Origin of the sequence: Agromyces marinus, assembly GCF_021442325.1 — a bacterium.
Lineage (GTDB): Bacteria > Actinomycetota > Actinomycetes > Actinomycetales > Microbacteriaceae > Agromyces > Agromyces marinus.
The window spans coordinates 261426-285730 of sequence record NZ_CP087879.1 but is presented as its reverse complement, the minus strand read 5'-3'; the positions used below and the strand labels follow the sequence as shown (position 1 = coordinate 285730).

Below are 24305 nucleotides of genomic sequence, written 5' to 3'. Positions count from 1 at the left end.
GATGTGCTCCTACTCCGCGAGATCCCGCGTCCGGCTCGTCTTCCACTGGATGTACGTGAAGATGAGCGTGATGATGAGGATCACGATGCCGATCGCCGCGCCGTAGCCCTGCTCGCGGATCTGGAATCCGTTCCGGTAGGCGTACGTTCCGAGTACCGACGTCGCGTTGCCCGGTCCGCCGCCGGTCATCACGAAGATCAGGTCGAACACCTGGAACGACGCGATGACGTTCATGATGAGCAGGAAGAACGTGGAGGGGCCGACGAGCGGCACGGTGACCGAACGGAACTGCTGCCACCGGCTCGCTCCGTCGATGCGAGCGGCCTCGTACATCTCGGGCGAGATGTTCTGGAGCCCCGCCAGGTAGATGATCATGTTGAACCCGATCCGCAACCAGATCGCGGCGATGACGACGGACACCATCGCGGGGCCGCCCTGCGACTGCCATGCGACGGGATCGAGCCCCGTCGCGACGAGCACCTTGTTGATGAGGCCGTTGGACTCGTAGAAGAGGATGACGGCGATCATGCCCGAGGCGACGCCCGAGATGACCATCGGCAGCACGATGATCGTCCGGAAGACCCCACGCGCGGGCAGGACCGAGTTCAGCAGCACGGCGAGCCCGAGCCCGCCCGCGAGTTCGATCGGGACCGTCGCCGCGGTGAAGACGAGGGTGTTGAACAGGCTCCGCCAGAACACCGGGTCGCTGACGAGCGTCGCGTAGTTGGCTGCGCCGACCCACTCCGGATCCCCGAAGCCCTGGGTGTCCTGGAACGACAGGACGAGTGCCCAGACCATCGGCACGAACAGGAACATCGTCATCAGGACGAGGTTCGGTGCGGTGAAGCCCCAGCCGACGAGGGACTCCTTGAAGCGGGCGGCGCGGCGCGCCGCCCGCGGGCGGGTCGGCGCGGGGGCGCTCTCCCGGCCGCGGGCGGTCGTGGTGGTCATTAGTTCGCCGCTTCCTCGATCGCCGCGCTGAGGTTCTCCAGGGTCTCGGCGGTCGACTGGCCGCCGATGAAGGCCGCCTCGAGCTGGTCCTGGAGCGCGGTGTTCACGGCGGCCATCGCCGGCGAGGTCAGCTGCTTGACGTCTTCGGCCTCGATCGTCGCCGCCTGATCGACGAAGACGGGCATGACGTCGGGACGCACCTTGAACTCGACCGCATCGCCTTCGAGGTCGATGCGCGTCGGCAGTTCGTTGGTGTTGCCGCAGAACAGCGCCATCGCGTCGGCCGAGACCATGAACTTCAGGAACTCGGCCGCGAGCTCGGGGTTCTTGGTGTCCTTCGTCGCGACGAGGGCGTTTCCGCCGAGGTCGGTCGCGCCACGCTCATCCTTGGGCATCGGGATGGCGGTCCACTCGAACCCGGCGAGCTGGTCGATGTCGGGAACCAGGAAGGACCCGATGAAGGCCATCGCGGCCGTGCCCTCGGTGAACAGGGCGTCGGCGTACACGGTGCCCTTGGTCGAGCTCGTCGGCGGCACCCAGTTCTTCTCGAAGAAGCTCTTGGTGAAGTCGAGCGCACGCGCGCCCTCGGCCGAGTCGATCGTCGCGGTGTCGCCGTCGAGGAAGGTGCCGTCGGCCTGGAAGAGCCAGCTCAGCCACCGCGGCGCGCCGTTGAGCTGCCAGTTGTACACGAACGGGTACTCGTCGGCCGGGAGTGCCGCGCGCAGTTGCCCTGCGACCGAGGCGAACTCCTCCCAGGTCCATGCGTCGTCCTGTGACGTGGGCAGCGAGGCGACGTCGATGCCGGCTTCGGTGAGCATCGGGATGTTCACGAGCAGCGCCGAGACATCGGTCTGGTGGGGAACGCCGTACGGCACGCCGTCGTAGGAGACGGCCTCCCACATCGCCGGGGTGAACTCCGACGCCTCGTCATCCGAGAAGGCATCGGAGAGGTCCAGGAGCTGCCCCTGGCTCGAGTAGACGCCGAGGTTGCCGTAGTCGGCGCGGAAGAGGTCGGGGGCATTCCCCGACGAGAGCTGTGCGTCGATGTTCGAGAACATCTGGTCGTAGGGCACGACGTTCAGCTTGATCTCCGCGCCCTCGTTCTCGGCTTCGAACTGGTCGATGAGTTCCTGGAAGCTGACCTCTTCGGCTTCGCTGCCCCAGGTGGTGAAGGTGAGCGACTGCTCGTCGCCCTCTGACCCGCCTCCGCCGAAGCCCGCACACCCGCTGAGCACCAGTGTGCCCGCCGTGACGACTCCGACGATGCCGAGCGTCCGCTTGATGAGTTTCACGCTGCGATCTCCTCCTGTGATCGAACGGCGAGCTCCGTTGCTGCGCTGCGCCAAGTTGATTCAAGCAGTATCAGCCACCAGAGCCATTTCTGTCAAGAACTTTCAATTCCTGCTCATTTCTGATTGAATTTGACCACATGTTCCGCCGCAGTCGCGGCCGACCTCGAGGATCACGTGATGAACGACAACTCAGAGCAGCCCGGCATCGTCACCCGACGCGAGCTGGCGACCCAGCCCGAGATGTGGGAGCGCGCCATGAGCCTCCCGGACTCGGAGATCGGACTGCTCCCCCGGGCCGGCGAGAAGGTCCTCGTCATCGGCTGCGGCACTTCGTACTACATCGGCGACGCCTACGCCTACCTTCGCAACGACGCAGGCCTCGGCCGAACCCGCGCAGCGATCCCGAGCGAACTCACCTGGGTCGACGACGACGAGCACATCGTCGTCCTCTCGCGTTCGGGCACCACCGCCGACGTCGTCGACATCGTCGAACGCTACGGCGAGACCAACCGCATCACCGCGATCCTGGGCGATGCGGACACCCCCCTCGGGCGGCTCTGCGCCGACCGGATCGTCCACCTCGGGTTCGCCGACGAGACCTCCATCGTGCAGACCCGATTCGCGACGACGGCGCTCACCGCGCTCCGCGCGTCGATCGGCGCGGCGCCCGCGTCCCTGGCATCCGAGGCGCGGACCGCACTGGAGCTCCCCCTTCCGGCCGACCCCGCCACGCTCCGGCACGTCGTGTTCCTCGGACATCGTTCCTCCGTCGGCCTCGCCCAGGAGGCAGCACTCAAGGTCCGCGAGTCCGCCGGGTTCTGGACCGAGGCCTACCCCGTCTGGGAGTACCAGCATGGACCGATCTCGTGCGCCGGGGAGGGCAGCCTCGTCTGGTTCCTCGATGAAGCGCCCGAGGTCGTCGTCGCCGACGTGCGCGCGACCGGCGCCGCCGTCTACGCGAACGACCTCCAGGCCCAGTCGAACCTCCCGCTCGTGCATCGGCTCGCGGTCGAACTCGCGGCGATCAAGGGACGCAACCCCGACACCCCGCCCTTCCTGAACCGCTCCGTCCTCGTCACCGACTGATGCCGATCGTCACCGTCATCCACCCCGAGCACTCGGCGGGCACGGACCTCCTGACCCGCGTGGCAGACGCCGTGTCCGACAGTCTCGGGCTCGGCCCCGGCGACGTCATCGCCATGGGCACCCCGGTCCTGGCCGCGGTCGCCAGCGGCGGTGCAGCGACGCACCCGTGGCCGGTCGTCACCATCCACGGCTCCGATCGCGGCCGCGAGGCGCACGGGCGCGCGTGCGACGCCGCGTCGGGCGCTGTCGCAGACTGGGCGGAGGAGCACGGCATTCGAATCGAAGGGACGTGGAGCGAATGGATCACGCCGCAGCCGAGCGCGTGAACGCGTTGCTCGTCGTCGGGGAACTCTGCGTCGATCTGATCGTGGAGCTCGACGGAGAGCTCCGGTTCGGTCAGCACGAACAGATCGTCCCCGCGACGACCCTCACGATGGGCAGCTCCTCGGCGATCACCGCATGCGGGGCCGCACGACTCGGGATCCCTACATCCCTCGTGAGCGTGCGCGGCGACGACCCGTTCGGGGTCTTCCTCGCCGACGAACTCGACCGCCGACGGGTCGACACCTCGCTCATCCGGATCGACCCGACGCGCCCGACCGGCGCGTCGACCCATCTCACGCGTCCCGACGGCGACCGCGCGATCCTGACCTCGATGGGCTCCATCGGGACCGTGACGACCGCCGACGTCCCCGACACCGCGCTCGCTTCGTCCGCCCACCTGCACATCGGCAGCTACTTCCTGCAACACGACCTGCAGACGGGCGCCGCCGAACTCTTCCGACGCGCTCGAGCCAAGGGACTGACCACGTCGGTCGACGGGAACTTCGACCCGGCGCAGGAGTGGGACGGAGGCATCGCCGATCTGCTCCCCCACACCGACATCCTCTTCGGCAACGAGCAGGAACTGTGCGGGATCTCGCAGGCCGGCGACCTGGGCGGTGCCGTCGAGTGGGCCCTCGACCGGATGCCGCCGGGCGGCGTCGTCGTGGCGAAGCTCGGCGCGGACGGCGCCTCGGCACTGAGCCGCGTCGGCACTCGCACCGAGACGCTCCACGCCGCAGTGCCGACGGTCGAGGGCCGGCTCGTCGACACGGTCGGCGCAGGCGACACGCTCGCGGCCGGGTTCCTCGCCGCACGCCTGCGCGGAGCGTCGACCGGGGAGGCGCTCGCCTTCGGCGTGGCATGCGGGACCGCATCCACGCGAGGACCCGGCGGCGTCGGCGCCCAGCCGGATGAGTCGACGGGGCGAGCCCTCGCGGCATCCGTCGTTGTGACGAGTTGAGCGGGGTTCCGCCCCGTCAGTCGCCCTCGGGCTCCCCACTCACGATGCCGCGCAGCCAGTCGCGCGCCTCGATGAAGATCTCGTCGTCGTACTTGGAGTGGTACTCGACCTCGCGGCGATCGGCGCGCGGGTAGGAGCCGAGGAAGATCACCTTCGGGCTGAAGCGGCGGACACCGAGGAGCGCGTCGTACACGCGTTCGTCCTCGACGTGGCCGTCGAGGTCGATGACGAACCGGTAGCGTCCCATCGCGTCGCCGATCGGGCGCGACTGCAGCAGCGACATGTTCACGCCCCGGGTGGAGAACTGCTCGAGCATCGCGAGCAGCGAGCCGGGCTCCTCGTCGGGCAGTTCGATGATGACGCTCGTCTTGTCGGCACCCGTCCGGGGCGGGACGCCGCGCGCGCGGCTGACGAGCACGAACCGGGTGGCGGCGTTCGGGTTGTCGCCGATGCCCTCGGCGAGCACCTCGACGTCGAGGTGGTCGACGATGCCGGGCGGGGCGACCGCGGCATCGGCCAGCCCGTTCTCGAACAGGGATGCCGCGGCCTGCACGTTGCTCGTCGCGGGCATGTGGCCGTGCTCGGGCAGGTGCTGCTCGAGCCAGCCGCGCGACTGCGCGTACGCGACGGGGTGGGCGTTGACGACCCGGACGTCCGCGAGGCGGGTCCCGGGACGCGCGACGAGGACGAAGTCCACGGGCACCAGGTACTCGCCGACGATGCGCAGGCCGGGAACGGTCGCGAGCGCGTCCTGGGTCGCCGTCACGCCGCCGTCGACCGAGTTCTCGATGGCGATCATCGCGGCGGTCGAACGGCCTTCGACGACGTCGGCGAGCGCCTCGCCGACGTTGTTGACGCTGCGCCAGTGACGGCCCTGCGCCTCGGGCACCTGCTTGAGCGCCGCCTCGGTGAACGTGCCGGCCGGCCCGAGGTACGAGTACGTCTCGTCGGGGCTGTGCTGGGCGGCATCCGTCATGCGGTTCAGCCTAACGACGGGCGAGGGCGCCGCCGCCCGTGTGACGGGCCGGGCTGTCGCCGGAGCGTCGGCCGCGGCAGGATTGGAGGATGCACGAGCGAGCGGGAACCCCGGCGACCGAATCCGACCTGATCGACGTGGAGGCCCTCATCCGGGCCTACTACGACCTGCACCCGGACGCCTCGATCCCAGGGCAGCGCGTCGTCTTCGGCACGTCGGGCCACCGCGGCTCGAGCCTGAACACCGCCTTCAACGAAGACCACATCCTCGCGATCACGCAGGCGATCGTCGACTACCGCGCGGGCCGGGGCATCACCGGCCCGCTCTTCATCGGCGCCGACACGCACGCGCTGAGCGGCCCGGCGCAGACGACGGCGCTCGACGTGCTGGTCGCGAACGGCGTGCGCGTGCTCGCCGACGAGTACGACGACTACGTGCCGACGCCGGCGCTCAGCCATGCGATCCTCAGCTGGAACAACGACCCCGAGCGACGCGCCGAGGGCGAGGCCGACGGCATCGTCATCACGCCGAGCCACAATCCGCCGCAGGACGGCGGCTTCAAGTACAACCCGCCGCACGGCGGCCCCGCCGACTCCGACGCGACGAGCTGGATCGCGAACCGCGCGAACGAGCTCATCGCCGGCGGGCTGCGCGAGGTGAACCAGGCCGAGCCGAGCGCGGTCGAGACCTACGACTTCCGCGGCCGGTACGTCGCCGACCTGGCGAGCATCATCGACTTCGACGCGATCAGGGCGAGCGGCATCCGCATCGGCGCCGACCCGCTCGGCGGGGCGTCGGTCGGCTACTGGGGTGCGATCCGCGACGAGTACGGCATCGACCTCACGGTCGTCAACGAGAAGGTCGACACGCGCTGGTCGTTCATGACCCTCGACTGGGACGGCAGGATCCGGATGGACCCGTCGAGCCCCAACGCCATGGCCTCGGTGCTCGCGAACCGCGAGGGCTACGACATCCTCACCGGCAACGACGCCGACGCCGACCGGCACGGCATCGTCACGCCCGACGGCGGCCTGATGAACCCCAACCACTACCTCGCGGTCGCGATCGAGTACCTCTGCACGCACCGACCCGACTGGCCCGTCGACGCCGCGATCGGCAAGACCCTCGTGTCGAGCTCGATGATCGACCGCGTCGCCGAGTCGCTCGGCCGCCGCCTCTGGGAGGTGCCGGTCGGCTTCAAGTGGTTCGTGCCCGGCCTCATCGACGGCTCGGTCGCGTTCGGCGGCGAGGAGAGCGCGGGCGCATCGTTCCTCCGCAAGGACGGCACCGTCTGGACGACCGACAAGGACGGCATCCTGCTGTGCCTGCTCGCCGCCGAGATCCGCGCAGTGACCGGGAAGTCGCCGAGCGAGCTGTACGCCGAACTCGTCGCGCGCTTCGGCGCGCCGGCCTACGAGCGAACGGATGCCGCGGCATCCGCTGCGCAGAAGGCCGCGCTCGGCGGGCTCGACGGCGACGCGATCTCGGCGACCGAGCTCGCGGGTGAGCCGATCACGGCGAAGCTCTCGCACGCGCCGGGCAACGGCGCCGCCGTCGGCGGCGTGAAGGTCGCGACCGAGCACGCGTGGTTCGCGGCGCGGCCGAGCGGCACCGAGGACGTCTACAAGATCTACGCCGAATCGTTCAGCGGGCCCGAGCACCTCGCCGAGGTTCAGGCCGAGGCCAAGCGGATCGTCGACGCGGCGCTCGGGTCGGCGTAGCCGCCCGCCGGCGGGATCGCGGCCGCGCCGGCACCGTTTCGGGGGACGACCGCGCCCGTTGTCAAGCGGCTCCGGACACGCACCCCACGCGCCTAGAGTTGCGGCGTGACCAACCTCGTCGTCATCCCGTGGCGCGCCGCTCCGTCCCGCATCGACGCGTTCGAGCGACTCCTCGCGTGGTACGCCCGCGAGCTCCCCGAGTTCCGCGTCGAGACGATCGACGGCGGCGACGACGCCTTCGTGCTCGCCGGGGCGCGCAACCTCGCAGTGGCCGGCCTCGCCGATCCCGACGACGTCGTCGTCATCAACGACGCCGACACCCTCCCCCACCCGGATCCGCTGCGCAAGGCCGTCGATGCGGCTGCGACGAGCGGGCGGGTGCACCTGCCGTACACGTCCTACCGCTGGCTGGGCCCCGACGGTTCGGCCGAACTCGCGGCGGGCGCGGACCCCGCCGACTGCACGCACGAGCTCGTGCACGGCGCCTGCTCGGGCGTCTACGTCACCACCCGGCGCACCTGGGAGTCGCACGGCGGCCAGGACGAGCGGTTCCGCGGATGGGGCTTCGAGGACTCCGCCTGGCTGCTCGCACACGAGACGCTGCTCGGCGTCGGGCCGCAGCGGCACGACGGCACCGTGTACGCGCTGCACCACGTGCCCGAGCCGCGCGTCGGCGAGCAGTACGACCGCAATGCCGAACTCATGGCGCGGTATCGCGCCGCCGCCGGCGACCCGGAGGCGATGCGGGCGCTCGTCGCCGAGGGTCAGGCGGTGAGGGCGTCGAACGCGACCTCGGGCCCGGGTCTCGCGGCCTGACCCGCCGCGAGGGCCTCGAGACGAGTCCGCGCCTCCGGCGGGAGGTCGAGCATCCGGCGCAGCGCATCGGCGATCTCGCGCGCCGTCGCGGTGTTCGGGTCGAGCGCGACGCCGAATCCGCTGCGCTCGACCGAGGCCGCACCCGCGAACTGGTCGGTCGAGAGGGGCAGCACGACGAGCGGAACGCCCGAGCCGATCGACTCGGTCACCGAGTTGTTGCCGCCGTGCGACACCGCGACCGCGGCGGAGCCCAGCAGCCGCACCTGCGGCAGGTAGTCCCGCACCAACCAGTCGGCGGGGAGGTCCCCGAGGTCGCCCGCCGGCGTCGACCCCGTCGCGATCGCCGCAGGCAGGCCGAGGCTCCGCAGCGCGTCGGCGATACGCCGCAGCACGTCACCGCGCACCGACAGGAAGCTGCCGAGGCTCACGTACGCGTACGGGGCGCTCCGCCCGACCCACTCGACGACGTCGGCGTCGACGCGCTCGGAGCGCAGCGTCGAGCCGAGGAAGCGATGCCGGGGCAGCAGGCGCAGGCGGTCGTCGTCCGCGAGCGCGGCCGGGGAGTTGTACAGCACGAGCGGGCCGTGGCTCGCGAACGCGTCCTCCACCGGGACGTGGCCGGGATCCAGCTCGGCGGCGGCCAGGTTCCATTCCTCGGCGAACCGCTCGGAGACGCGCTCGCACAGGCGGCGGAGGTCGGCGAGCTCCGCCGGTTCCGGCGCGATCGCACGCGGCCATGCCGGCGGCACGCCGTAGACCTCGTCGCCGACGGGCAGCGCACTCGGGTGCCCGAGCACGACGTCGCCGTACGGGACGCCCGCGGTCTGCAGCCCGAGCCGTGCGCTGAAGGCCAGGTGGTCGACGATGACGTGCCTCGGCCGCACCTCGTCGACGGCGCGCATGGTCGCGCGGGCCGACTCGACGGGTCGCCACATGAGGTCGGTCGATCGCTCGGCCGCCTGGTAGCGCAGTGTCGCGACGGCGCCCTGCCGGGTCGCCTCGAAGAAGCCGCGCAGCGAGTCGCCTTCGTCGGCCGGTTGGGCGTCGGCCGAGATCACGCCCGGGTTCGACCCCCTGCCGAGTCGCAGGTCGTGGCATTCGAACCCGAACTCCTCGACGATGCCGGATGTCGCGGGGCCGCTCGCCACGACCACGCGCTCGCCGCGGTTCCGCCACGCCGTCGCGATCGTGGCGAGCGGCAGCAGGTGGGATGCGTAGTCGGGGCTGATCACGAGCAGGCTCATCCGGCCCGCCTCGCGGGCTCGAACAGCTCCGCCTCTTCGCGCGCGACGCCGCCGTACACCCTGCCGAGGGCGGCCGACATCCGCTGGATGGTGAACTGATCGCGCACCATCGCGCGGGCATGCTCCGCCCGATCCTCGGCGAGGTCGGACGCCGAGATCGTGAGCGCGGCATCGAGCGCCGTGCGAAGCCGTTCGACGTCAGCGGTCGCGGTGAGGATGCCCGTCACGCCGTGCTCGACGTAGGTCGCCGGGCCTCCCCCGTCGGGGGCCACGACGAACAGCCCGGTCGCCATCGCCTCGAGCAGCGCGAGCCCGAACTCCTCCTTCAGGCTCGCGCACGCATACACTCCCCCGGCCGCGGCGAGCCCGGGCAGGCCGAACCGAGCGGCTGCGAGCCAGCTCGCGGCGACGTCGTTCGGCCGATGCCCCGGGAGCAGCAGGCCGACGCGGTTCCGCTCGCCGGCGGGGATCAGCTCGTCGATGCGATCGAGCTGCTCCAGCTCGTCGGGCGAGGGCGAGGCGAGGTCGCCGCCGATCAGGAGCAGGTTCGCGCGCTCGGCGAGCGGGCCGCCGGCCCATGCCTCGACGAGCGCCGCCATGCCCTTGACGCGATGCAGCCGGCCGATGCTCACGAGCAACGGCAGCCCGCGTCGGTCGGGGGCGAGCCGCTCGACCAGGTCGCCGAGCTCGGCGAGCGCCGGGCTCGCCGGCGCCCCGCGCGCGTGCGCGATCGCCTCGGCCACCGAACGGTCGATCGTGTCGAGGTCCACGCCTTCCGGGACGACCGTGTGCCGCTCGGGATGCGCGCCGAGGTCGATCCCGACGAGTCGCCGCAGGTCCTCGGCGAGACGCGGCCGCGGGAAGAGGACGGTGTGGGCGGCATCGGCGGCCAGTCGCTGGACGAGCCTGGTGCGGAACCAGTAGTGCTCGTCGACGTCGATCCGACCGAACCGCTCGCGCGTCAGGCGACCGGACCGGTCGAGCGATTCGACCACCGCGTGGGGATCGGGCGCCACGGTGAAGACGACCGGGATCCCGAGCTCGCGTGCGACATCGGATGCCGCGAGGCTGCCGACGTCCGCCATGCGCAGGTGGATCAGGTCGACACCGCCGACGGCGCGGACCAGTCGACGGATGCCCCTCCGGGCGGCGACCCGCATCGGCCACGCAGCAGACGAGGGAACGGGATCGTGCAGCAGCGGGATGCGGCCGTACCGATGTCCGGTGCGATCTGCGGATTCGAGCTCGAGCAGGTCCCCCATCGCGTCCCGGACCGACCCGCGCGACATCGTGACCACGCGGTCGACGCCGACCGTGCGATCCGAGACGAGCGCATCGCCGAGCCGGACGAGCAGCGTCGCGATGCCCCCGTTGTCGCCCGCGCCCGCCGCGCTCAGCTCAGGGTCGATGTCGGCGTGCAGGAAGAGCTGGGCGACCGTGATCCCCCCGGATCCGCGCTCGAGGGCCGGAACAGGCGCGGCCGGACGCGAGGCGACCGCGACGTCCACGAGCGCGAGCCGCGCGACCTCGCCGAGGAATCCGCCGCCGGCCGAGAGTCGCTCCAGCAGGTCGGTCAGTGCACCGCGACCGGACCGCTGGCCGAGTGCGGAGACCGCGGCGGCGCGCACGGCGTCGAGTTCGGTCGGATCGGCGGCCGTGCGCACCAGCGGCCCGTCTGCGACCGGGTCGCGCACCAGGCCGAGGGTCTCGACGAGCCTGGTGCGGGCACCGGGGTCGCCCACACCGAGCAGCGCTCCCTCGATGCCGATCGCGAGGGCCGTCGCGATCGCACCCGACCAGTGCTCGAGCGTGCGCTGCGCGAGCATGCCCGCGAATCCGCCTTCCACGACCATCGCCAGCAGCCGCCCGACCGCATCGGACCTCGGCAGGCCCGAGCCGAGCGCCCACGCGGCGTGCTCGCGCACGAACCGGCGCTCGTCGGAGAGCAGTCGCACCAGGATGCGCCCCGCCTCGTCGTCGAGCACGCCGGCCAGCGCATGGACGGCTCCGACGACGACGAGCTCGTCCTGCCCCGACATGGCGCGGTCGAGGATGCGCAGGGTGCGTGCACCCGGGTCGCGCGCTGCTTCGAACGCGAGATCGTCCGCCGCTCGCATCGCGTCGACGATCGTCGGCGCGTGCGCCACGGAATCGAGTGCGGTCTGAATCCCCACGACGCCCCCCGGATCGTGTCGCCGCCCGGGACGGCGTCCCGATCGCGACGGCACAGCGTTCTGGATGATACTTCGGGAGGTTGTACGTTCCTGTCACCTGCTTGACAATTCGCCGAGAGGAGGTGACGGGCGATGCGCGTGGTGGTGATCGGTGACGTCGGCGTGGTCGGCGGGATGATGCACGTCGGCGACGAGGCGATGTTCGACGCCATGGTCGAGGCGCTCCGGGCGCGGGGCGTCGAGCGCATCGTCGGCATCTCGAACGCGCCGGCGGAGACCGCGGATCGGTACGGGATCGAGGCGATCGGCGGCTTGGCGTTCCCGGGGTCCCGCGAGGACCTGTCGATCCGTTCGGCCGCGGTCCTCGCCGCGGCCGACGGCCGAGCGACGATCGCCGCGGACGACCCCGCCCTGGCGGTGATCGAGGCCGTCGCGTCCGCAGACGGAGTGGTCGTCGCCGGCGGGGGCAACCTCACGTCGAACTGGCCCCATCGCATCTTCGAGCGCACGATCCTCGGCACGCTCGCCGAGCGTTTCGGCACGCCCCTGGTCGTTTCGGGCCAGACCCTCGGGCCGCGGCTCGATCCGGTGGATCGAGCGACGGTCGGCGCCCTCCTGCGATCGGCACGACTGGTGGGCGTGCGCGAGCATCCGTCGGCCGGCGTGGCCGCCGACCTCGGCGTACCGACCGGCCGCCTCGCGGCCAATCGCGACGACGCCACGTTCCTCGGCGCCGACGAGCATGAGCCGGCGGATGGCGCGGCCGACCTGCTGCTCGTGAGCCTCTCGGTGCACCTCGGCGGGCTCCCCCGCGGGGCGACGATCTCGGGCCTGGCGCGTTCGATCGACGCGCTCGCCGACCGGACCGGCTTGGAGCCCGCCTTCCACCCGCACTTCGGTTCGCTCGTGCCGGGCACGCTCGCCGGCGACCAGGTGCTCCACGACGCCGTCCGCACCGAGCTGCGTTCACCGTCCGTCGTCCTCCCGACGGGCGATCCGCGTTCGGCGGCGCGGCTCGCGCGAGGTGCCGGCATGCTCGTCACGAGCCGCTACCACCCCGCGGTGTTCGCCGGCCCGGCCGGAGTGCCGATCGCCGCGTTGCCGGTCGATTCGTACACGGGCGTGAAGCTGCGCGGCGCGACGGGGTGGTGGGCACAGGACGGCGTGATCGATCTCGCGACGGCCTGGACGCCGGCCGGAGGCGATGCGCTCGCGCGGGTGTGGGCCTCGCGCGAGACGGTGCGGGCGTCGGCCGATCGCGACCGCCGGGCCGCGAGAGCGGCGATGTCGGCGTGGTTCAACCGCGTCGCCGGCGAGATCGCCCGGTGAGCCGAGCGGCGCTCAGCTCAGCGAGAAGTACGACACCGAGCCGCCGCCGCTCGCGAGTGCGACGTCGACGTCCCAGTAGTCGGCGTCCTTGGTGTGCCCGCCGACCCAGACCTTCGTGCCCTGGTCGGTGTGCTCGACGCGCGTGACGACGGCGGTGTGGTCGCGGTCGCCCGAGCCGTCCCAGTCGAACTGGGCGACGTCACCGACCTTGACCTCGCCGCGCTGCGCGTCGGTGAGTTCGGTCGCGACGTCGGTGCGCGTGCGGAGGTAGTCGCGGAGCGCGGTCGAGCTCGACCACGCGCTCGTCATCTGCCCGGTGCCGCGGTCGTAGTTCCATGCGGCGTCCATCGTCCAGCCGCGGGCGATGAGCGACTGGCTGGCGAAGTTGGCGCAGTCGACGCCGCTCAGCACCGCGTACTCGGCGGTGTTGTAGTCCGACCAGTGCGCGAGCACGTACGCCACCTGGGCGTCGATACCGGGGTCGGCGGTGTAGGTGATCGAGAGCGGCGTGCGGTCGATCCGGTCTGCCTCGGTCGGGGCGGATGCCTCGATGATGCCCTGCACCGACGTGGGCGCCGCGGCGGGGGCGGATGCCACGGGCACCTCGACGTCGACGGCCGAGCCGTCGGCGCCCGCGAGGACGACCACGGCGTCGCCGCGGACGGCGTCGTCGACCGCGGGGACGGCGAACGTGACGGCCGACGGGCTGGACTCGACGAGCTGTGCCGGGCTTCCGGCGACGGTCACCTCGGAGACGTGGTCGAGGTTGCGGCCCTCCACCGTCACGAGCGTGCCGCCCGTGAACGGAGCCTCGGCGGCGGAGAGTTCGGAGGTGACCACCGGCCGGGCGTCGGAGGCGGCGGGCGGGACGACCACGTCGTCCGCGCCGTCGGACCCCGTCGCGTCGGCGAGCGCGGCATCGCGGGCGGATGCCTCGGCATCCGTCGCACCTCCGAGGTCGCCCACGGCGACGCCCGCCGCGACCGCGCTGCCGAGCAGGAACGCCGCGGATGCCACGACGAGGCTCCGCCTGCCGGTGCTCGAGGCGCGCCGATTGCCGCGGCGGTCGACGCGGTGCCGCGGGTTGCGGATCGCGTCGAGGTCGGGGGCGAAGTCGGGTTCGGGATCCGGGAGAGCCGCGGGTGCGTCGCCTCCCGCGGACGCGTCGCCTCCGGAGGGGGCGTCGTCGCCTGCGGGCGTCTGGTCGAGCCCCGGGCCGGGGCGATCCGTGGGCGCGAACGTGGAACGGCTCACCGTCGGACGCGGGGCGTCGTCGGCAAGGCTCGCCGTGACCGGGACGGCGGCGTCCTCGACGGTCGCCGTCTCCGTGGACCGGAGGTTCAGGTCGAACTCCCGCGCGGTCTCGGGGTCGGGAGCTCGATAGGTGGCCCGGCGGGCACCGGGCAGGAAGGGGAGCTTGGGCACGAGGGGGATTTCCGTGTCGGCAGAAAGGGGGACACGGACAGCCCATCACGCGTTGTTGTGAGGATCCCTCGCGGGCGCTGGGAGGAGCGTGGGAGCGGGTTCAGCTCGCGACGCGGCGACGCGCATCACGCAGGACCGCGAGTCCGGCGACCACGAGCGGCACCAGCACGAGCGTCGCGACGACGTTGACGCCCGCGAACCCCGCCACGCCCAGCACGACGCCGGACAGCGCGGCCGACGCGGCCGCCGCGACGTTCATCGCGGCATCCGTCGCCCCCTGCAGCGCCACGCGCGACGCCGGGTCGACCGATGAGGTCAACAGGGCCGAACCGCCGATCAGCGCGGCCGACCAGCCGAGACCGAGCAGACCCAGCGCGAGCGGCACGAGCACCATCGAGTCGCCGGGCGCGAACATCCCGATCACCGTCGATGACAGCAGGATCACGCCGCCGAGCGCGATGACCCTCGGGGGCCCGACCCGATCGGCCAGCCACCCCATGAGCGGGCTCGCCCCGTACATGCCGAGGATGTGGATGCTGATGACCAGGCCCACGAGTCCGATCGTGACGCCGTGCCCGGTCATGTGCACGGGCGTCATCACCATGACGCCGACCATGACGGTGTGCGCGCACACGATCGCGAGGATCGCGAGCCGGCCGCGGAGGTCTCCGAACGCAGCACGGAACGCCTGCCACGACCCGATCCGCTCCGCCGACCCCGCCCCCGTGGCATCCGCCGCGAGCCGCCCAGCGCGCGGCAACCGCAGCGCGGCCGCCGCGACGAGCGTCGCCGTCGCGAACACGATGCCCGAAAGTACGAACGGGCCCACGAGGGCCGGCAATCCGACGGAGCGGCCGAACGCGTCGCCCGTCTCGGACAGCAACGGGCCGGCGACCGAGCCGATCGTCGTCGCCCACAGGACGAGCGACATCGAACGTGCCTCGAAGCCCGGCGCGGCGACCTCGGTCGCTGCGAAGCGCGCCTGGAGTCCCGCGGCACTGCCGACCCCGAACGCCGCCAGGCCGAGGATGACGACCGGCACGAGGCCGCTCGCCGCCGCGACGACGATCAGGACCGCGCCCACCGCGGAGGAGGCGTACCCCGCCGCGAGCGCGACGTGACGGCCCGAGCGCACCGCGAGCCGGGCGAGCGGGATCGCCGACACCGCGGCGCCGAGGACGCTCGCCGACTGCGCGAGTCCGCCGAGCGCCGGCACCCCCGTGAGGTCCGCCACGAGGATCGAGGCGAGCGCCAGGCCGGTCGCCACGCCGATCCCGGCAAGGAGCTGGTTGACGATCAGGAGCGAGAGCTGGAGACCGCGCCGCTCGCGCAACGGCGCACGATGCGGCATCCGCTGGAAGTGTTCTGAGGTCTCGGAGGTCATCTCACTCGTAGTTCGGAGCCGGCGGAAGACCGAAGAACTCCTCGAGCGTCGTGATGCCCTTCTCGCGCATCTCGAGCGCGAGTTCCGTGCCGATGTAGCGGAAGTGCCACGGTTCGAACTGGTACCCGGTCACGTCGACCTTATCCGCCGGGTACCGCAGCAGGAACCCGAACCGGTGGGCGTTGTCGCGCAGCCACTGCCCCTCTGCGGTGTCGGCGAGGCACACGTCGAGGGAGCAGTACCCCGACTCCGCGCCGATGTCCATCGTGAGGCCCGTCTGGTGCTCGCTGAATCCGGGACGGGCCGTGAGCGTGTCGTCACCGTCGTAGATGCGCTCCTGCGAACCGTAGGACCGGTAGGCGCTGTTCGACGCCAGCGAGAGCCCCGCCTCGTCGGCGGCCGCCTGGAACATCCGGACGATCGCATCGGCCGCCTCGGCGCGCATGAGCGGCTCCCACGTGTGCGCGACCGGTACGACGACGAGGTCGGAGGGCTCGTAGTCGGCCGGGTTCAGGGGTCGGAGCTTGTCGACGACGACCCAGATGCTGTCCGGGTCGTCGATCGAGTGCGCCGCCTTGTCGAACGTGTCGACGGGCGTCGGAGTCGCCGTGGCCGTGGGTGCCGGGCGCGGCGTCGCGGTGGGCGTCGCCGACGGCGAGGGGGACGGGCTCGCGGAACCGGCCGATGGGGCCAGCGCCGCGATCACCCAGGCCGACGCGACGACGACGAGCATCGCGACGACGAGGCCTGCGATCAGGCGGTTCCGGCGTACGCGTGGAGAGGGTCCCGGCCTGGTCGCCATCAGTCGGCGAGCCGCCAGTAGTAGACCGCTGCGCCGGGGTGCTCCTCGGTGATCGCGACGTCGACGTCGCGGAAGTCGCTGTCCTTCGTGTGCCCGGCGAACGCGATGCGCACCTCATCGCCGTTGCGCTCGATGCGGGTGACGATGCCGGTGTGGTCGCGGTCGCCCGAGCGGTCCCAGTCGAACTGGACGATGTCGCCGAGCTGCACGCGGTCGCGGTCGCGGTCATCGAGCGGCGTCGCGAGCTCGGGGTGGGCTGCGAGCCAGTCGTGCATCGCCGTCGAGCTGCGCCAGGCCGCGCTCGAGGAGTAGGGGTCGCCGCCGTGGTACCACTCGTCGGTCTGCTGCCATCCGCGCGCGACCAGCGCCTGACTGGCGAAGTTGACGCAATCCGTTCCGTCCAGCACGCCCCACTCCTCGACGTTGTAGTCCGACCAGTATGCGAGGACGTAGTCGAGTTGCGCCAATACGGCGGCATCGTCGGTCTGATCGGCGACGAGCTCGGGGGTCGGGTCGGAACCGCGATCGGTCGCCTCGGCATCCGAGTCCTCCCGGGGTTCGACCGCACCGGGTTCGTCGGCTCCGGACCACTTCCCGGCACCGGTCGCGTCGTCGCCGCCCGCGGGGCGGAGGCTGGAGCTGCCCGCGTCGGCCGACGAGACCTGGGGCGGAAGCGGTGGCACGCCGGCGCAGCCCGTCAGGCAGAGCGCACCGGAGGCGGCGAGGCCGGCCAGGAGCGCGGCGACGCGACGGGACACTGCTACGGAACGGGGCACTCCAGCACGCTAGGCGCGGCGGCTCCGAGGATGCCGGGAGCAGGCTGCATGCCGGCGGTGGATCCACCGCGCCTCGCCCGAGCGGCGCACGGGCGCCGGAAATGTGAGAGCGCTCTCTTGACAGCCCCGACGTGCGCGGGTAGCGTCTCCGCCTGTAGGCTGAGAGCGCTCTCACGATGTTCGAGAGAACGTCTCGCGGCCAGATGGCGCACCATTACACCACGCACACGAAGGAGTGACCGTGATGCTTTCACGACGCACCAAGGCGATCGCAGCCCTCGCAGGCGCCGCATCGTTCGCCCTCATCGCCACCGGCTGCGCCGCTGGCGACGACACCGCCTCCGAGGACAGTGGCCCGGTCGAGCTGACCGTCGCCACGTTCAACGACTTCGGCTACACCGACGAGCTGCTCCAGGAGTACATGGACGAGCACCCGAACGTCACCATCGTCCACAACCGCGCCGCCGAGTCGGGCGACGCCCGCGCGAACTACTTCCAGAAGCTCGGCAAGGGTGGCCTCGCCGACATCGAGGCGGTCGAGATCGACTGGTTCGCCGAGGCCATGCAGTACTCCGACCTGCTCGCCGAAGCGCCGGACAGCGTCAAGGGCCGCTGGCTCGACTGGAAGGAAGCTGCTGCGACCGACGGAGACGGCCGCCTCATCGGCTTCGGCACCGACATCGGCCCGCAGGGCATCTGCTACCGCGCCGACCTGTTCGAGGCCGCCGGCCTGCCAAGCGACCGCGAGAGCGTCGCCGAGCTCTTCGACGGCGACTGGGAGCACTTCCTCGACGTGGCGGACCAGTACCGCGAGGCCACCGGCAAGCCCATGATCGACTCGGCCAACTCGGTGCTCCAGGGCATCGTGAACCAGATCGAGTTCACGTACGCGGAGCCCGACGGCAACGTGATCGCCACGACCAACCCCGAGATCGAGAACGCGTACAAGCTCGTCACGGAGCGCGCCATCCCGAATTCGGCATACCCGGGCCAGTGGTCGGACGACTGGTTCGCCTCGATGGCCAACGGCGAGTTCGCCACCATGCTCTGCCCGGGCTGGATGCTCGGTGTCATCTCGGGCAACGCGGCAGACGTCACCGGCTGGGACATCGCCGACGTGTTCCCGAACGGCGGCGGCAACTGGGGCGGCTCGTACCTGACCGTCCCGGCCGACGGGGAGAACGTCGAGGCCGCCCTCGAGCTGGCGGACTGGCTCACCAGTCCCGAGACGCAGATGAAGGCCTTCGCCAACGCCGGCACGTTCCCGAGCCAGCTCGAGGCCCTCGAGAGCGATGAGCTCGCGAGCGCGACCAACGAGTACTTCAACGACGCGCCGACCGGTGAGATCCTCTCCGACCGCGCCGCCGCCGTGACGGTCGCCCCCTACAAGGACGCCGACTACTTCAAGTACCACGACGCGCTCCAGAACGCCGTCACCCGCGTGTTCGACGGTGCCGAGGACCAGCAGTCCTCGTGGAACACCTGGGTCGCCGAGGTCGAGGCCTTCTAGGCCGGGACACGGGTGTGCGGACCGGCCTCCCCCGGCCCGCACACCCACCCACCCTCAACCGCCTCCTCCCGAACCGGAGTCATCGTGACCTCGACGCAGACGCGCCCGACGGAGTCGGCGCCCCAGACCGACCAGGCAGAACCGCCCGCCCGACGCGTTCGGGTGCTCTCGTTCCGCCAGAACCTCAGCCGGTGGGACCTGAAGGTCTCGCCGTACCTCTACATCTCCCCGTTCTTCATCATGTTCGCGATCGTGGGTCTCTTCCCCATCGCGTACACAGCCGTCATCTCGCTGATGGACTGGGACCTCGTCCGCAACTCCGGCGAGTTCATCGGATTCGATCAGTACGCCTGGATCCTGCAGAACCCGCAGTTCTGGACGGCGCTGCGGAACACGTTCAGCATCTTCCTGCTCTCGAGCGTGCCGCAGCTCATCGTCGCGATCTTCATCGCCGCGATGCTCGACCGCAACATCCGGGCCAGGACGTTCTGGCGCATGAGCGTCCTCGTGCCGTTCGTCATGGCGCCGGTCGCGGTCGCGCTGATCTTCAGCAACATGTTCGGAGATGTCCATGGTCTCGTGAACGGCATCCTCACCGACCTCGGACTCCCGGCAGTGCCCTGGCACAAGGACCCGTTCTGGAGCCATGTCGCGATCGCGACGATGGTGAACTTCCGCTGGACCGGGTACAACACGCTGATCCTGCTCGCCGCAATGCAGGCGATCCCGCGCGACTACTACGAAGCCGCGACCGTGGACGGCGCAGGCGCGTTCCGCCAGTTCCTGAGCATCACGCTCCCCTCGCTCAAGGCGACGCTCATCTTCGTGATCATCACCTCCACGATCGGCGGCCTGCAGATCTTCGACGAGCCCCGGATGTTCGACAACACGGGTGAGGGCGGTCCCGCTCAGCAATGGCTGACGATCACGCTCTTCCTCTACAACATCGGCTGGGGCGAGTGGAACTTCGGCCGGGCGGCGGCGCTCGCCTGGATCCTGTTCCTGATCATCCTCGTCATCGGCCTCATCAACCTCGCGGTGACGCGCTCGCTCGTCAGGGACGAGGGCGCACGCAACGGCCGTCGCAAGAAGAAGGGAGTGCGCGCATGAGCTCCCTCAACTCGCCCGCCCCACTGACCATCGTCGAATCGAGCATTCCGGACACCCCGCAGCGGCGGCGCAACCGGACGACGCGCATCAAGGGCCGCCGCGCGGGGTTCTGGGTATACGCGGGTCTCGGCGTCGTCCTGATCGGTTCGCTGTTCCCCTTCTACTGGTCGTTCCTGATCGGCTCGGGCGACTCGACCACCATCAACGACCCCGACTTCTCATGGTGGCCGGCGGGCAACTTCCTCGCCAACGCGACCACCGTCGTGAACGACCCGGCGGTGAACTTCTGGCCGGCCCTGTGGAACTCCACCTACAGCTCGGCACTCATCGCGGCCGCCGTCGTCGTCACCTCGACCCTCGCCGGTTGGGCGTTCTCGAAGCTGAAGTTCCCGGGGTCGAAGGCGCTGCTCGTCTTCGTCGTCGCGACAATGGCCGTACCGACGCAGCTCGGCGTCGTGCCGCTCTACATCCTGTTCTCCGACTTCGGCTGGACGGGACAGATCGGCGCGATCATCATCCCGGCGATCACGAGCGCGTTCGGCGTGTTCTGGATGACGCAGTATCTGCGCCAGGCGGTTCCCGACGAGCTCATCGAGGCCGCCCGGGTCGACGGCGCGTCGATGATCCGGACCTTCTGGACCGTCGGCGTCGTCGCCGCCCGCCCGGCCGCCGCGATGCTGGGTCTCTTCACGTTCGTCACGGCCTGGAACAACTTCTTCTGGCCGTTCATCGTGCTCGACCGCCGGGACCCCACCCTGCCCGTCGCGCTCTCGCTCCTGCAGTCCAACCACTTCGTGGACTACTCGATCGTGCTCGCGGGCGTACTTCTGTCGACCATTCCCCTCCTCCTGCTGTTCGTCGTCGCCGGCAAGCAGCTCGTCTCAGGAATCATGCAAGGAGCCGTCAAGGGATGACTACCATCCAGCCCATCACCGCCAATACGACAGAACCCGCGGCCAAGGCGGCGGATGCCCGCCGCTTCCCCGATGGCTTCCTCCTCGGCGCCGCCGCCGCCGCGTACCAGATCGAGGGCGCCGCTCACGAGGACGGCCGCGCCGACTCGATCTGGGACGCCTTCAGCCGCGTGCCCGGCGCCGTCATCAACGCCGACAACGGGGATGTCGCGTGCGACCACTACCACCGCTATCGCGACGACGTCGCGCTCATGCGAGAACTCGGGCTCGACACCTACCGGTTCTCGACGTCGTGGGCGCGCGTGCACCCCGACGGCGGCCCGGTCAATCTGAAGGGCGTCGACTTCTACTCGCGACTCGTCGACGAACTGCTCGACGCCGGGATCCTGCCGTGGCTCACGCTCTACCACTGGGACCTGCCGCAGGCCCACGAGGAGCAGGGCGGCTGGACGAACCGCGACACCGCGTTCCGGTTCCGCGACTATGCGCTGACGATGCACGACGCGCTCGGCGACCGCGTGAAGGTGTGGACGACGCTCAACGAGCCCTGGTGCTCGTCGTTCCTCAGCTACACCGGCGGCGCGCATGCACCGGGTCGGCAGGACGTCGGGGCCGGCCTCCGCGCCGCGCACCACCTCATGCTCGGCCATGGGCTCGCCGTGCAGGCGCTCCGCGAGCGCGACGAGTCGCTCGAGCTCGGCATCACGCTGAACCTCACGGTCGCGAAGCCCGTCGACCCGTCGCGCCCCGGCGACGTCGACGCGGCCCGCCGCATCGACGGTCAATTCAACCGGGTCTTCCTCGACCCGATCTTCCGCGGCCACTACGCCGGCGACCTGCTGGCGGATGTCGGCCACCTCGGCCTGCGCGATGCGATCCAGCCCGGCGATCTCGAGATCATCTCGACACCGATCAACGCGCTGGGCGTGAACTACTACCACGGTGAATCGGTCAGCGATCAGCCCGCGACCCATCCGCTCGGGGGACATGCACCCACCGATCGGCCGATCCGCTCGCCGTTCCCGGCGGCCGACCACGTCCATTTCCACTCGCAGGGCCTGCCGCAGACCGCGATGGGGTGGGAGGTCCAGCCCGACGGGCTGCGGGAACTCCTCGGGCGAGTGCACCGCGAGTACACCGGCCCCGCCGGCGTACGGATGTTCGTCACCGAGAACGGCGCGGCATACGACGACGAGGTGACGGCGGATGGCGCGGTGCACGACTCGGATCGCACCGAGTTCCTCCTCGCCCACCTCGACGCGATCCTCGACGCGATCGAGGAGGGCACGCCCGTCCACGGCTACTTCTACTGGTCGATCCTCGACAACTTCGAGTGGGCATGGGGCTACGAGAAGCGCTTCGGACTCGTCCGCGTCGACTACGAGACCCAGCAGCGCACGCTCAAGGACAGCGGCCTGGCGTACCAGCAGGTCATCCGCGACCGGTGCCTGCCCGCGACATCCGATCACTGAGCGACGAGCGCGCCCCCGGACCGACGACCCATGACTGCCGGAAATAGACTGACCAGTATGCAGGCGGCAATCGGTTCCGGGGCGCGCTCGTCTGCGCCGACCCTCGAGATGGTCGCACGCGAGGCGAACGTGTCGCGCGCAACGGTCAGTCGCGTCGTGAACGGCTCGCCGAAGGTGTCGCCGGAGGTCGCGCGCGCCGTGAACGCGGCGATCGCGAAGCTCAACTACGTCCCGAACCGTGCCGCGCGCTCGCTCGCGAGCCGCACGTCGGGCGCGATCGCGCTCGTCATCCCCGAAGACACCACCCGGTTCTTCGGCGACCCGTACTTCTCGGCGATCGTGCAGGGCATCGCGCGCCGCCTCGACGACAGCGAGTACCTGCTCAACCTGCTCGTCCCGACGAGCGATCCGAGCCGGAAGACCATGCGGTACCTCAAGTCGGGCGTGGTCGACGGCGCGCTCATCGTCTCCCATCACGAGGGCGACCGTTCGTTGCGCGATGCGGCCCGCGAGATTCCCATGGTGTTCGGCGGTCGGCCGCCGAACGTCGACGAATCCGTCGTCTTCGTCGATGTCGACAACCTCGAGGGCGGGATGACCGCGGCGGAGCGCCTGCTCGCGATCGGCCGCAAGCGCATCGGCACCATCACCGGACCGCTCGACATGCCCGCCGCGGTCGACCGCCTCGCGGGGTTCCGCCAGTCGATGGAGACCGCGGGTCTGCCCGCCGACGCGGTCGAGGAGGCAGACTTCTCCGTCGCCGGCGCGATCGCAGCGACCCGGCGTCTGCTCGACCGCGTGCCGGACCTCGACGCGGTCTTCGTCGCGAGCGACCTGATGGCGACCGGCACGCTCGCGGTGCTCCGCGAACGTGGCCGGCGCGTGCCCGACGACGTCGCCGTGGTCGGCTTCGACGACAGCCCCGCGGCCACGTCGTCCGCGATCCCGCTCACCACGGTCTATCAGCCGTCGGAGGAGATGGGGTTCCTCATGGCCGACCTGCTCGTCCGCCTGCTCGCGGGTGAGCCCGTGCCCCACCGCAACATCATGCGGACCCGCCTGGTGCGACGGCAGTCGGCGTAGCCGGTCCGTTGGAGTGCGATCTCCGGCGGCGCGTCAGGGCTCGAAGCGGATGCCCGCGGCATCCGCGAACCGGCGACGCATGACCTCGATCGCGTCCGGGTGCTCGTCGACGAGCACGAAGCGGCGGCCGAGCTCCCGCGCGACCGCCCCCGTCGTGCCGGATCCGGCGAAGGCGTCGAGCACCCAGTCGCCCGGCCTGCTGGAGGCCTGCACGATGCGCCGCAGCACGCCCTCGGGCTTCTGCGTCGGATACCCCGTCTTCTCGCGCCCGGTCGGCGACACGATCGTGTGCCACCAGACGTCCGTCGGCAGCTTGCCGCGCGCGGCCTTCTCGGGCGTGACCAGGCCGGGCGCCATGTACGGCTCGCGGTCGACCGCGTCCGAGTCGAAGAAGTACGCCTCGGGATCCTTCACGTAGACGAGGATCGTGTCGTGCTTCGTCGGCCACCGGCGCTTCGACTTCGCCCCGTAGTCGTACGCCCAGATGAGCTCGTTGAGGAAGCACTCGCGGCCGAACAGCGCGTCGAGCAGCACCTTGGCGTAGTGCGCCTCGCGGTAGTCGAGGTGCAGGTACAGCGTGCCGTCGTCGGCGAGCACCCGCCAGGCCTCGGCCAGCCGCGGCTCGAGGAAGCCCCAGTAGTCGTCGAACCGGTCGTCGTATCGCATGAGGTCGCCGCGGATGCGCTCGTACCGCTGCCCGGCGAAGCCGGTCACCGTCGAGCGCGTGGGCCCTTCAGCGTGAGCGGATGCCTCGGCGTCGCCGGCATCCGTTCGACCCTGTCGCACGTGGCGATGCGAGCGCCGGGCCTGCGCCCTCCCCGTGTTGAAGGGCGGGTCGAGGTAGACGAGCGTGAACCGGCCGTCGGGGAACGAGCGCAACACGTCGAGGTTGTCGGCGTGGATGACGCGGTCGGGCTCGTCGGCAGGCACCGCTCAAGTCTGCCAGCGGCCGCGG

21 protein-coding genes are annotated in these 24305 nt (G+C 70.9%); 11 read left to right on the top strand and 10 right to left on the bottom strand.

All coding sequences use genetic code 11. The annotated features are described in order from the left end of the window. Nucleotides 1–9: 9 nt before the first annotated feature. Together DSM26151_RS01380 and DSM26151_RS01375 are read right to left on the bottom strand one after the other, a co-directional pair. Nucleotides 10–951, bottom strand: a complete 942-nt coding sequence (locus tag DSM26151_RS01380) for a carbohydrate ABC transporter permease (protein ID WP_234660647.1) — start codon at nt 949–951, stop codon at nt 10–12. Beyond that, a complete protein-coding gene (locus DSM26151_RS01375; RefSeq protein WP_234660646.1) occupies nt 951–2243 on the bottom strand; it encodes an ABC transporter substrate-binding protein in 1293 nt (430 codons plus the stop codon). The genes DSM26151_RS01380 and DSM26151_RS01375 overlap by 1 nt, the downstream gene beginning before the upstream one ends. Before the next feature lie 177 nt (nt 2244–2420). On the opposite strand from DSM26151_RS01375, the gene DSM26151_RS01370 reads away from it, so the two are divergent. Genes DSM26151_RS01370 through DSM26151_RS01360 form a run of 3 tightly spaced genes read left to right on the top strand, consistent with a single transcriptional unit; the run spans nt 2421 to nt 4614 of the window. Next, nucleotides 2421–3329, top strand: a complete 909-nt coding sequence (locus DSM26151_RS01370) for an SIS domain-containing protein (RefSeq protein WP_234660645.1) — start codon at nt 2421–2423, stop codon at nt 3327–3329. Then, complete coding sequence (locus tag DSM26151_RS01365; RefSeq protein ID WP_234660644.1) at nt 3329–3655, top strand: hypothetical protein; 327 nt, start codon at nt 3329–3331, stop codon at nt 3653–3655. The genes DSM26151_RS01370 and DSM26151_RS01365 overlap by 1 nt, the downstream gene beginning before the upstream one ends. Continuing rightward, on the top strand, nt 3628–4614 hold the full coding sequence (locus DSM26151_RS01360) for a carbohydrate kinase family protein (protein WP_234660643.1): 987 nt from the start codon (nt 3628–3630) through the stop codon (nt 4612–4614). The genes DSM26151_RS01365 and DSM26151_RS01360 overlap by 28 nt, the downstream gene beginning before the upstream one ends. 16 nt (nt 4615–4630) lie before the next feature. Here the strand turns inward: DSM26151_RS01360 and pheA are convergent, their stop codons facing one another. Further along, nucleotides 4631–5590 carry a prephenate dehydratase gene (gene pheA, locus DSM26151_RS01355; RefSeq protein WP_234660642.1) on the bottom strand — a complete coding sequence of 320 codons (960 nt, stop codon included), beginning with the start codon at nt 5588–5590 and terminating at the stop codon, nt 4631–4633. 89 nt (nt 5591–5679) lie between these two features. Between pheA and pgm the strand changes: the two genes are divergently transcribed. Then, on the top strand, nt 5680–7311 hold the full coding sequence (gene pgm / locus DSM26151_RS01350; protein ID WP_234660641.1) for a phosphoglucomutase (alpha-D-glucose-1,6-bisphosphate-dependent): 1632 nt from the start codon (nt 5680–5682) through the stop codon (nt 7309–7311). Between the two features lie 105 nt (nt 7312–7416). Continuing rightward, nucleotides 7417–8127: a galactosyltransferase-related protein gene (locus tag DSM26151_RS01345; protein WP_234660640.1), complete on the top strand. Its 711-nt coding sequence runs from the start codon at nt 7417–7419 to the stop codon at nt 8125–8127. On the opposite strand, the gene DSM26151_RS01340 is transcribed toward DSM26151_RS01345, so the two are convergent. Together DSM26151_RS01340 and DSM26151_RS01335 are read right to left on the bottom strand one after the other, a co-directional pair. After that, on the bottom strand, nt 8076–9371 hold the full coding sequence (locus tag DSM26151_RS01340) for a nucleotide disphospho-sugar-binding domain-containing protein (RefSeq protein WP_234660639.1): 1296 nt from the start codon (nt 9369–9371) through the stop codon (nt 8076–8078). The two genes, DSM26151_RS01345 and DSM26151_RS01340, sit on opposite strands and share 52 nt — an antisense overlap. Then, entirely contained in the window at nt 9368–11545 is a 2178-nt protein-coding gene (locus tag DSM26151_RS01335) for a glycosyltransferase (RefSeq protein ID WP_234660638.1), read from the bottom strand. The genes DSM26151_RS01340 and DSM26151_RS01335 overlap by 4 nt, the downstream gene beginning before the upstream one ends. A gap of 132 nt (nt 11546–11677) precedes the next feature. On the opposite strand from DSM26151_RS01335, the gene DSM26151_RS01330 reads away from it, so the two are divergent. Further along, the gene (locus DSM26151_RS01330; protein ID WP_234660637.1) at nt 11678–12874 is read left to right on the top strand and encodes a polysaccharide pyruvyl transferase family protein; all 1197 of its coding nucleotides are present in this window, start codon (nt 11678–11680) and stop codon (nt 12872–12874) included. 12 nt (nt 12875–12886) lie between these two features. Here DSM26151_RS01330 and DSM26151_RS01325 read toward each other — a convergent pair whose 3' ends face one another. The 4 genes from DSM26151_RS01325 to DSM26151_RS01310 form a co-directional block, all read right to left on the bottom strand. Continuing rightward, on the bottom strand, nt 12887–14299 hold the full coding sequence (locus tag DSM26151_RS01325) for an amidase domain-containing protein (protein ID WP_234660636.1): 1413 nt from the start codon (nt 14297–14299) through the stop codon (nt 12887–12889). A gap of 100 nt (nt 14300–14399) precedes the next feature. Continuing rightward, nucleotides 14400–15683, bottom strand: coding sequence for an MFS transporter (locus DSM26151_RS01320; RefSeq protein ID WP_234660635.1), 1284 nt, complete (start codon nt 15681–15683; stop codon nt 14400–14402). A 1-nt stretch (nt 15684) separates the two neighbouring features. Next, nucleotides 15685–16485, bottom strand: a complete 801-nt coding sequence (locus DSM26151_RS01315; protein WP_234660634.1) for a M15 family metallopeptidase — start codon at nt 16483–16485, stop codon at nt 15685–15687. Further along, complete coding sequence (locus tag DSM26151_RS01310; RefSeq protein ID WP_234660633.1) at nt 16485–17261, bottom strand: amidase domain-containing protein; 777 nt, start codon at nt 17259–17261, stop codon at nt 16485–16487. Before DSM26151_RS01310 ends, DSM26151_RS01315 begins: the two co-directional genes overlap by 1 nt. Before the next feature lie 244 nt (nt 17262–17505). On the opposite strand from DSM26151_RS01310, the gene DSM26151_RS01305 reads away from it, so the two are divergent. From DSM26151_RS01305 to DSM26151_RS01285, 5 genes are all read left to right on the top strand, one after another. Next, nucleotides 17506–18771, top strand: a complete 1266-nt coding sequence (locus DSM26151_RS01305) for an ABC transporter substrate-binding protein (RefSeq protein ID WP_234660632.1) — start codon at nt 17506–17508, stop codon at nt 18769–18771. An 84-nt stretch (nt 18772–18855) separates the two neighbouring features. Continuing rightward, nucleotides 18856–19881: a carbohydrate ABC transporter permease gene (locus tag DSM26151_RS01300; protein ID WP_407651002.1), complete on the top strand. Its 1026-nt coding sequence runs from the start codon at nt 18856–18858 to the stop codon at nt 19879–19881. After that, nucleotides 19878–20795: a carbohydrate ABC transporter permease gene (locus DSM26151_RS01295; protein ID WP_234660631.1), complete on the top strand. Its 918-nt coding sequence runs from the start codon at nt 19878–19880 to the stop codon at nt 20793–20795. The genes DSM26151_RS01300 and DSM26151_RS01295 overlap by 4 nt, the downstream gene beginning before the upstream one ends. Continuing rightward, complete coding sequence (locus DSM26151_RS01290; RefSeq protein WP_234660630.1) at nt 20792–22267, top strand: GH1 family beta-glucosidase; 1476 nt, start codon at nt 20792–20794, stop codon at nt 22265–22267. Before DSM26151_RS01295 ends, DSM26151_RS01290 begins: the two co-directional genes overlap by 4 nt. A 57-nt stretch (nt 22268–22324) precedes the next feature. Further along, complete coding sequence (locus DSM26151_RS01285; RefSeq protein WP_234660629.1) at nt 22325–23350, top strand: LacI family DNA-binding transcriptional regulator; 1026 nt, start codon at nt 22325–22327, stop codon at nt 23348–23350. 33 nt (nt 23351–23383) lie between these two features. On the opposite strand, the gene DSM26151_RS01280 is transcribed toward DSM26151_RS01285, so the two are convergent. After that, on the bottom strand, nt 23384–24280 hold the full coding sequence (locus DSM26151_RS01280) for a DNA-methyltransferase (RefSeq protein ID WP_234660628.1): 897 nt from the start codon (nt 24278–24280) through the stop codon (nt 23384–23386). Nucleotides 24281–24305 lie beyond the last annotated feature (25 nt).